9 protein-coding genes are annotated in these 6,420 nt (G+C 47.0%); 3 read left to right on the forward strand and 6 right to left on the reverse strand.

Going from position 1 to position 6,420, the window contains the following annotated elements:
* Positions 1–399: 399 nt before the first annotated feature.
* Positions 400–576: a 50S ribosomal protein L32 gene (gene rpmF, locus KW93_RS00755; protein ID WP_033541041.1), complete on the reverse strand. Its 177-nt coding sequence runs from the start codon at positions 574–576 to the stop codon at positions 400–402.
* A 24-nt stretch (positions 577–600) separates the two neighbouring features.
* Positions 601–1,134: a YceD family protein gene (locus KW93_RS00760; RefSeq protein ID WP_033541042.1), complete on the reverse strand. Its 534-nt coding sequence runs from the start codon at positions 1,132–1,134 to the stop codon at positions 601–603.
* Positions 1,135–1,261: 127 nt separating this feature from the next.
* On the opposite strand from KW93_RS00760, the gene KW93_RS00765 reads away from it, so the two are divergent.
* Positions 1,262–2,461, forward strand: coding sequence for a nucleotidyltransferase (locus tag KW93_RS00765; protein WP_033541043.1), 1,200 nt, complete (start codon positions 1,262–1,264; stop codon positions 2,459–2,461).
* Here KW93_RS00765 and KW93_RS00770 read toward each other — a convergent pair.
* Genes KW93_RS00770 through rsmD form a run of 3 tightly spaced genes read right to left on the reverse strand, consistent with a single transcriptional unit; the run spans position 2,449 to position 4,579 of the window.
* A complete protein-coding gene (locus KW93_RS00770) occupies positions 2,449–3,474 on the reverse strand; it encodes a SepM family pheromone-processing serine protease (RefSeq protein ID WP_033541044.1) in 1,026 nt (341 codons plus the stop codon). The two genes, KW93_RS00765 and KW93_RS00770, sit on opposite strands and share 13 nt — an antisense overlap.
* 57 nt (positions 3,475–3,531) lie before the next feature.
* Positions 3,532–4,011 (reverse strand): pantetheine-phosphate adenylyltransferase, encoded by a 480-nt coding sequence (gene coaD / locus KW93_RS00775; protein WP_033541045.1) that lies wholly within the window; start codon positions 4,009–4,011, stop codon positions 3,532–3,534.
* Positions 4,004–4,579, reverse strand: a complete 576-nt coding sequence (gene rsmD / locus KW93_RS00780; RefSeq protein WP_033541046.1) for a 16S rRNA (guanine(966)-N(2))-methyltransferase RsmD — start codon at positions 4,577–4,579, stop codon at positions 4,004–4,006. The genes coaD and rsmD overlap by 8 nt, the downstream gene beginning before the upstream one ends.
* A gap of 82 nt (positions 4,580–4,661) precedes the next feature.
* Here rsmD and KW93_RS00785 point away from each other — a divergent pair, with 82 nt between their 5' ends.
* The gene (locus KW93_RS00785; RefSeq protein WP_033541047.1) at positions 4,662–5,042 is read left to right on the forward strand and encodes a DUF7147 family protein; all 381 of its coding nucleotides are present in this window, start codon (positions 4,662–4,664) and stop codon (positions 5,040–5,042) included.
* Here KW93_RS00785 and KW93_RS00790 read toward each other — a convergent pair whose 3' ends face one another.
* Positions 5,043–5,315 (reverse strand): YlbG family protein, encoded by a 273-nt coding sequence (locus tag KW93_RS00790; RefSeq protein ID WP_033541048.1) that lies wholly within the window; start codon positions 5,313–5,315, stop codon positions 5,043–5,045. It abuts the gene before it with no gap.
* Positions 5,316–5,476: 161 nt separating this feature from the next.
* Between KW93_RS00790 and KW93_RS00795 the strand changes: the two genes are divergently transcribed.
* A complete protein-coding gene (locus KW93_RS00795; protein ID WP_033541049.1) occupies positions 5,477–6,382 on the forward strand; it encodes a glycerophosphodiester phosphodiesterase in 906 nt (301 codons plus the stop codon).
* The last annotated feature ends 38 nt before the right edge of the window (positions 6,383–6,420 follow it).

Consider the following 6,420-nt stretch of genomic DNA (forward strand, 5'->3'; position numbering starts at 1 on the left):
TCGCTCGTCGCAAAGGCGGGCCATCTTCGTTTAGCTCACCTTAGCTCACACAATAAGTCGAGAAGGGCACTCGTCTTATTGTTCCGCTCCGTACTGGCGCGCTCCTACGCAGGGGTCCACTTCTAGATTTGAATGGAATTGAGAGGACTCTGGAATAATTGACGGGTACTTATGCACTCGGGCAAATGCCCGAGTGAACAAGCACTTTCACAATTGTACAATATAAACTGATCATCTCTACAGAGAACTTTCTGAAGATATGTAGCAGAATAGCGAAGCTGTTATGCGGAATATCTGGTTTTTATTCATCCATTTATATTTCTATTATTAAATATGTACAGAGAAAAAGGCTATCGAGAGCCATGGCCTCTCAATAGCCTTTCAGCAGCAAATACTGTTTTATTTGCTTGCTACTACTTCTTTCCCTTTGTATGATCCACATGCTTTGCAGACGTGGTGAGCCAATTTCGATTCGCCACAGCTTGGGCAAGTTACCATGCCCGGCACGGACAATTTGAAATGCGTACGGCGTTTTCTTTTAACGGTTTTGGACGTTCTTCTGAACGGTACAGCCATTGGTGACACCTCCTTACAGTGATTCTATTCATCTGACTGATCGAAATACTTTGCTAAATCAGCAAGTCTTGGATCCGGTTTTGGTTGTGCTTCTTCTTTCTCTGCCTGAAGTTCTTCGTCTGTCGAATATGACCATTCTTCGCCGCCTTTAATGACGGTTTGATCGGCATCTTCCTTGAAGACCTGCATCGGGATTTCCAGAAGGATCAGTTCTTCGAGGACCGGCTGGAAATCAATTGTTTCCGTTTCGACCGCGTGAACGTTATCATCTGTATCTCCAAGGCCGTGTTCCGACCATGTGAAGATTTCAACCGATTCAATATCAACAGGGAATTCGACATCTTCCCAAGTCCTGGCGCAAGGCAATGTTAGCATGCCTTTGAGTTGAAGCTGGCACGTGAGTTGCTGCGAACCAATAGTACAATGTCCTGTGACGTGGATGGGCGTGATTGCGCGAATATCGCTATTGCGTTTTTTCACTTCTTCAAGATTAACCATCTGGTCGATCTTCATCCCGTCTCTGCGGTGCTTTTGAAGCTGTTGAATCGCTATTTTCATAAGTAATCACCTCAAGACAACAAAGTTGATTATATAATGAGCAGAAAAGGATGTCAAGAAAAAATCTTGTCACATCATTCCCGGCATCGTTATACTTAGACTTAAGTTTACCAAAGGAGTTGTACGAATGAAAGCTGCAGGCATCGTAGTCGAATATAACCCGTTTCATAACGGACATCTTCATCATGCCCGGAGTGCCAGAGAAAGTTCAGGCGCCGACATCGTCATCGCTGTCATGAGCGGCCAGTTTCTTCAGCGGGGAGAACCGGCTTTCGCCGATAAATGGACACGCACAGAAATGGCGTTGGCAGGCGGTGTCGACCTGGTCATCGAATTGCCTTACGTTTATGCCACTGCACAGGCTTCGGATTTTGCGAAAGGCGCAATCGCTTTGCTTGATGCCATCGGCTGTGAATCTTTCTGTTTCGGAAGTGAACAAGGCGCAATCGAACCATTCCTCAATACCCTGCAGCTGCTGACGTCCAAAAACGGGCAATACCAGCGTCTTATCCAGGAAGCCGTCCAATCCGGCATCAGTTATCCCAAAGCGCTGAACAGCGCCTATCAGGCCCTCACAGAGGGGCAGGAAGACTATGCAGACCTGACCCAGCCGAATAATATACTGGGCTACCATTATATAGAAGCAGCCGAGAGGCTATCGTCGTCGATGCGCCCGCTCACCATCCAGCGGATCGGCTCCGGTTACCATGACCCGATTACGGAAGGATTGTCGATTGCCAGCGCAACAGGAATCCGGAAAGCATTTTTTGAAGGCGATGGACTGGATGAACTGTCCCTTTATCTCCCGGCTGCTTCACTGCAGGCACTTTCAAATTTCAATGAAGAATTCGGACGCTTCGGCAGCTGGCAGTCATTTTACCCAATGCTCCGCTTTATAATTTTGCGTGACAGGCCGGAAAATATCCGCCGTTTTGCAGAAGTCACGGAAGGCATACAAAATCTCATTTATGAAGCGGCAAAAAAAGAACAGGATTTTGAAGCATTTATTGCCCGAATCAAATCCAAGCGCTTCACTCGTACCCGCATCCAGCGAATGCTGACACATATTTTCACCGGCTTTACCTGGGAACAATTAAAAACGTTTGAACAGCCGACCTACCTCCGGCTGCTCGGCATGACCAATGCCGGCCGCAGCTATCTGAACACACAAAAAAAGAACATCAGCCTGCCCGTCATCAGCCGTGCCGCCGATTTGGCGGATGACATGGGCAAACTTGATATTCATGCAAGCAATCTTTATTTGCTGGGTATGGGAGGCGGAAGCCTGAAAAAAGAATTTACGACGCCGCCGATTTATTTCGGCTGAAGCTCTTCCAGATAATCGAGTGCATCCTGCAGCGTTTTAACCGGCACGATTTCCATATCCGTGCCGATTTCTTCTGCAGTCTGGACTGCAAGACCGTAATTGCTTTCGATATTATCCGCTTCTCCATCATGCGGCGCAAAGAATATTTCCATTCCGTCACTGTCGGCAGCCATCACTTTCTGGTCAATGCCGCCGATGCGCCCCACTTGCCCTTCGCTTTCCATCGTGCCGGTGCCGGCCACTGTGTAGCCTTTTGTGATATCTTCTTCAAGCAGCTGGTTGATGATTTCCAAAGTGAACATCAATCCTGCTGAAGGGCCGCCGATCTGCTCGGATTCAATGGTGACTTTCGGATCAGTCGTGATCGTTTTATCTTCCACAAATGAAATTCCAAGACCCACACGTTCGGGATCGGTTGGAAGCGGCTGCAGGGCAATCGTCTCAACCAGTTCCCTTTCTTCCCGTTCAATGATCAGTTCCACTGAATCACCGGACTGCTTGCCTGACAGATAATCAATAAATTCCTGCTGGCTTTCGAATTTATTGCCGTCAATCGACAGGACCCGGTCTCCGGCTTTCAGAAAATCATCAGCCGCTCCGCCTTCCAGTACGTTCAGGACGAATACGCCTGCCGTCTCGATTTCATAGGGCATGCCGGTCGTCTCGAATGCGGCTTTCAATGCATTGATCTGGGAATCCGACATCATCTTCAGCTGGCGGACATTGTATTCTTCTTCCGATTCATGCGGGCTGCGCACCTGCTCGGGCTGCAAAATCTCATAGCCGTCCTGGAATAAGGAATAGACATAGAGAGCTGGCGTGGCAGACAGCATCGATATTGTCATCAGGCTGAAACTGCCTTCGTCATCTGTATCCCCATTTTCCACGTGGACAAGCGGCGACAGCTCATAAGCACTCCCCGGACGCGTAATATAGCTGTCCATCTGGTAAAAGGAAACGAAATAAATGACGCCAATTATAAGCAGGTATGAGACTATTCTTTTGTTTTTCATCGACTGACCTCCTCTTAACCAAAAACGGAATAACAAAAAAGCCACGCAACACGTGACTCAATCGAATTTTTGCTTTAAGGCTTTTTCAACAGCTTCCGGCACCAATCCGGAGATATTCCCGCTGTATTTGGCAACTTCCTTGACGATGCTTGAACTGAGGAATGAATACTGGTTGTTGGACACCATGAAAAGCGTCTCGATGTCTTCATTCAGGAACCGGTTCATTGAGGTAATCTGCATTTCGTATTCAAAATCCGAAACTGCGCGAAGGCCGCGAATAATGGCGTTCGCTTCCACTTCGACTGCGTAATCAATCAGCAAACCGGCGAAAGACTCCACTTTCACATTCGGGATTGAAGCGGTCACTTCAGCAATCAGGGCAATCCGCTCTTCGACATTGAAAAGCGGATTTTTTGAAGAATTGTTCATGACCACCACTTTTACTTCATCAAAAATCTTCGAGGCCCTTTTAATAATATCCAAATGACCCATCGTAATCGGATCGAAACTTCCTGGCACTACAGCAACCTTAGTCAATGGTTTCTCCCTCTTCCCCTGTATAGCGATAAATCGAAATGGAGATACCGCCGTAATTTTCATGTTTAAAACGTTCGAAATATTTTGTCCGGTCATTCAGTTCGACGCCTTTGTCGTGTTCACAGACGACAATCGAATCACCCGTAAGGATTCCGGTTTCAGCGGCAAAATCCATCAGCCCATATGCTTCAGCATCCTGGTAAGGAGGATCCAAAAACAGCAGACGCGCTTTGAAATCATTCTTTTTCAAAATTTTGATGGCGCGTTTGGCATCATTCCGGTAAACTTCCGCCTGGTCGGATAAACGTGTTTTTTCCAGATTCATACGGATCGTTTCCACGGCTTTTCCGTCTTTATCGATAAAAATGGTTTTTTCTATGCCTCGGCTCAAGGCTTCGATGCCAAGCCCCCCGCTTCCCGCAAAGAGATCAAGGGCATTGCCGCCATCGAAAAATGGGCCGATCATATTGAATACCGATTCTTTCACTTTATCTGTTGTCGGCCTCGTTGAATTGCCTGGCACCGCCTTTAACGGCAGCCCTTTTGCTTTTCCTGCCACTACGCGCATATTTACGCCTCCCAGTTATAGAATTTATTGATGCAATCCACCCTGAAAATGGTAGAATGGTTACTGGAAAGGACGTGTTAAAATGATCCAGCGATTTATAGAGCTTGGAGAAGGTTACGGAGACATTTATGAACTCCGGGAGTTGATGATGACCAACCGGAGCCGTTTTATGCACGGTTTTGTATTCACTTCAAAAGACATGGATGGAAAACCTGTATTATCGGTGGCTGCCGCCTTTAAACCTGCAGAAGAAGGCAATTTCATGCCCATTTACATATGCCGGGAAGGCATACCGGCCGACTCTAAGCGCCAGGCGTTATTCGAGGCTGCGGTCGAGGAGCTTGGGGCTCTGCCCATCCATATGGACGTCAAGCATTCAAGCGTCTATGCCGACCGGAAATTCTATTTCAGCCATTTGATTTCCGTGCTCCGCCTGAACCATTACATTCCACCGATGCTGTAATCAAAGACCGATTTTATAATCGTATTCTTTTGCTTTATCGGGTTTTGCGTTCTCATATTCAGTCTTGATGAAAGGCCGCTGGGATTCGAGCACCTGCTTGACATACGGCAGCTTCAGCAATTTGGCTTTCGTGGTCTCAATGACATCCTGATCCATATATAGAACAACATATTTCAATTTCCGCGATATGAAATGAACATGTCCATACTTACGCAATGATTTTGCCTGTTTCAAATGATGCACATAGACAATGAGTCCCTGGCGATCATGCATAGCCATCCCTCTTTTCTTAGCTTCTAGAATACCATAGGAAAGAAAAAAGCCGCAACCGCCTTTGCAGGAACTTTCGTCCATCACAGGATATTAACTGACATTGCTTTTGAAAATTCGATATAATGATTTTAGCGTTATTATTTGAGGGGGTTTACATAGCCATGGGTAAAAAAACAAAAATCGGCATAGCGGCGGCCGCAGTGGGAGCAGCCGCCTGGGCAGGATCAAAAGCATTGACGACGGTACAGCCGCGAGAGAAAAAGGCTGCACTTCAATATGATCGCCCTGTCGTTCTTGCACATCGCGGTGCTGCAGCTTTAGCGCCTGAAAATACAATGGCGGCATTCAAAAAAGCGGCAGAATATGGCGTGGACGGATTCGAAATAGATATCCGTTTGACCAGCGACGAAGAATTGATCGTTTTTCACGATGAATTCATAGACCGCACTACTGACGGAGCCGGAAGAGTAGCAGATTATTCACTTGATAAGCTGCGGACATTCGATCTCGGCTATCATTTTGAAGATCTTAAAGGGAACAAATCCTACCGCGGTAAAAGCGAAAAAATCGTTACTCTCGGTGAATTGCTGGAAGAATTTCCTGAAATGTACATCAATATCGATATGAAGGATTCTCCCGAAACTTATGAAGGCAGCCTGATGCCTTCGAAGCTTTGGCGTCTGATTGAATCCACAGACGCTGTGGACCGCGTAGGCGTCACAAGCTTCTATGATGAGCAGATTGACCGCTTCAACCTCTATGCGCAAAACCGGGTGGCACTGGGTGCGGGAGAAAATGAAGTCAGAAAAGCATACGCAGCTTTCAACAGCCAATTCGGCCACCTGTACAAGCCGCGTGCAGATATGTTCCAGATTCCCATCCGCTCTTCTGTGTTCAACCTGGTATCTCCGCGATTCATCGCTTTTCTGAGCGCCTTGAATGTCCCTGTGCATTACTGGACGATCAATGATCCGGACGTGATGCGCGCTTTAGTCGGCGCAGGAGCAAAAGGAATTATCACCGACCGGCCGGAACTGGCAGTTGAAGCAGTGAAAAAAGCTGAATAAAAAAAGAAAAGGCGGAGAAAAAGCAATTGCTTTTTCTC

Origin of the sequence: Planococcus sp. CAU13 (genome assembly GCF_000775575.1) — a bacterium.
In the GTDB taxonomy this organism is placed as follows: Bacteria; Bacillota; Bacilli; order Bacillales_A; family Planococcaceae; genus Planococcus.

What these genes read in the sequence shown, in the direction of transcription:
- rpmF (WP_033541041.1), bottom strand. Translation starts at nt 576, where the DNA reads ATGGCTGTACCGTTCAGAAGAACGTCCAAAACCGTTAAAAGAAAACGC.
- KW93_RS00760 (WP_033541042.1), bottom strand. Translation starts at nt 1,134, where the DNA reads ATGAAAATAGCGATTCAACAGCTTCAAAAGCACCGCAGAGACGGGATG.
- KW93_RS00765 (WP_033541043.1), top strand. Translation starts at nt 1,262, where the DNA reads ATGAAAGCTGCAGGCATCGTAGTCGAATATAACCCGTTTCATAACGGA.
- KW93_RS00770 (WP_033541044.1), bottom strand. Translation starts at nt 3,474, where the DNA reads ATGAAAAACAAAAGAATAGTCTCATACCTGCTTATAATTGGCGTCATT.
- rsmD (WP_033541046.1), bottom strand. Translation starts at nt 4,579, where the DNA reads ATGCGCGTAGTGGCAGGAAAAGCAAAAGGGCTGCCGTTAAAGGCGGTG.
- KW93_RS00785 (WP_033541047.1), top strand. Translation starts at nt 4,662, where the DNA reads ATGATCCAGCGATTTATAGAGCTTGGAGAAGGTTACGGAGACATTTAT.
- KW93_RS00790 (WP_033541048.1), bottom strand. Translation starts at nt 5,315, where the DNA reads ATGCATGATCGCCAGGGACTCATTGTCTATGTGCATCATTTGAAACAG.
- KW93_RS00795 (WP_033541049.1), top strand. Translation starts at nt 5,477, where the DNA reads ATGGGTAAAAAAACAAAAATCGGCATAGCGGCGGCCGCAGTGGGAGCA.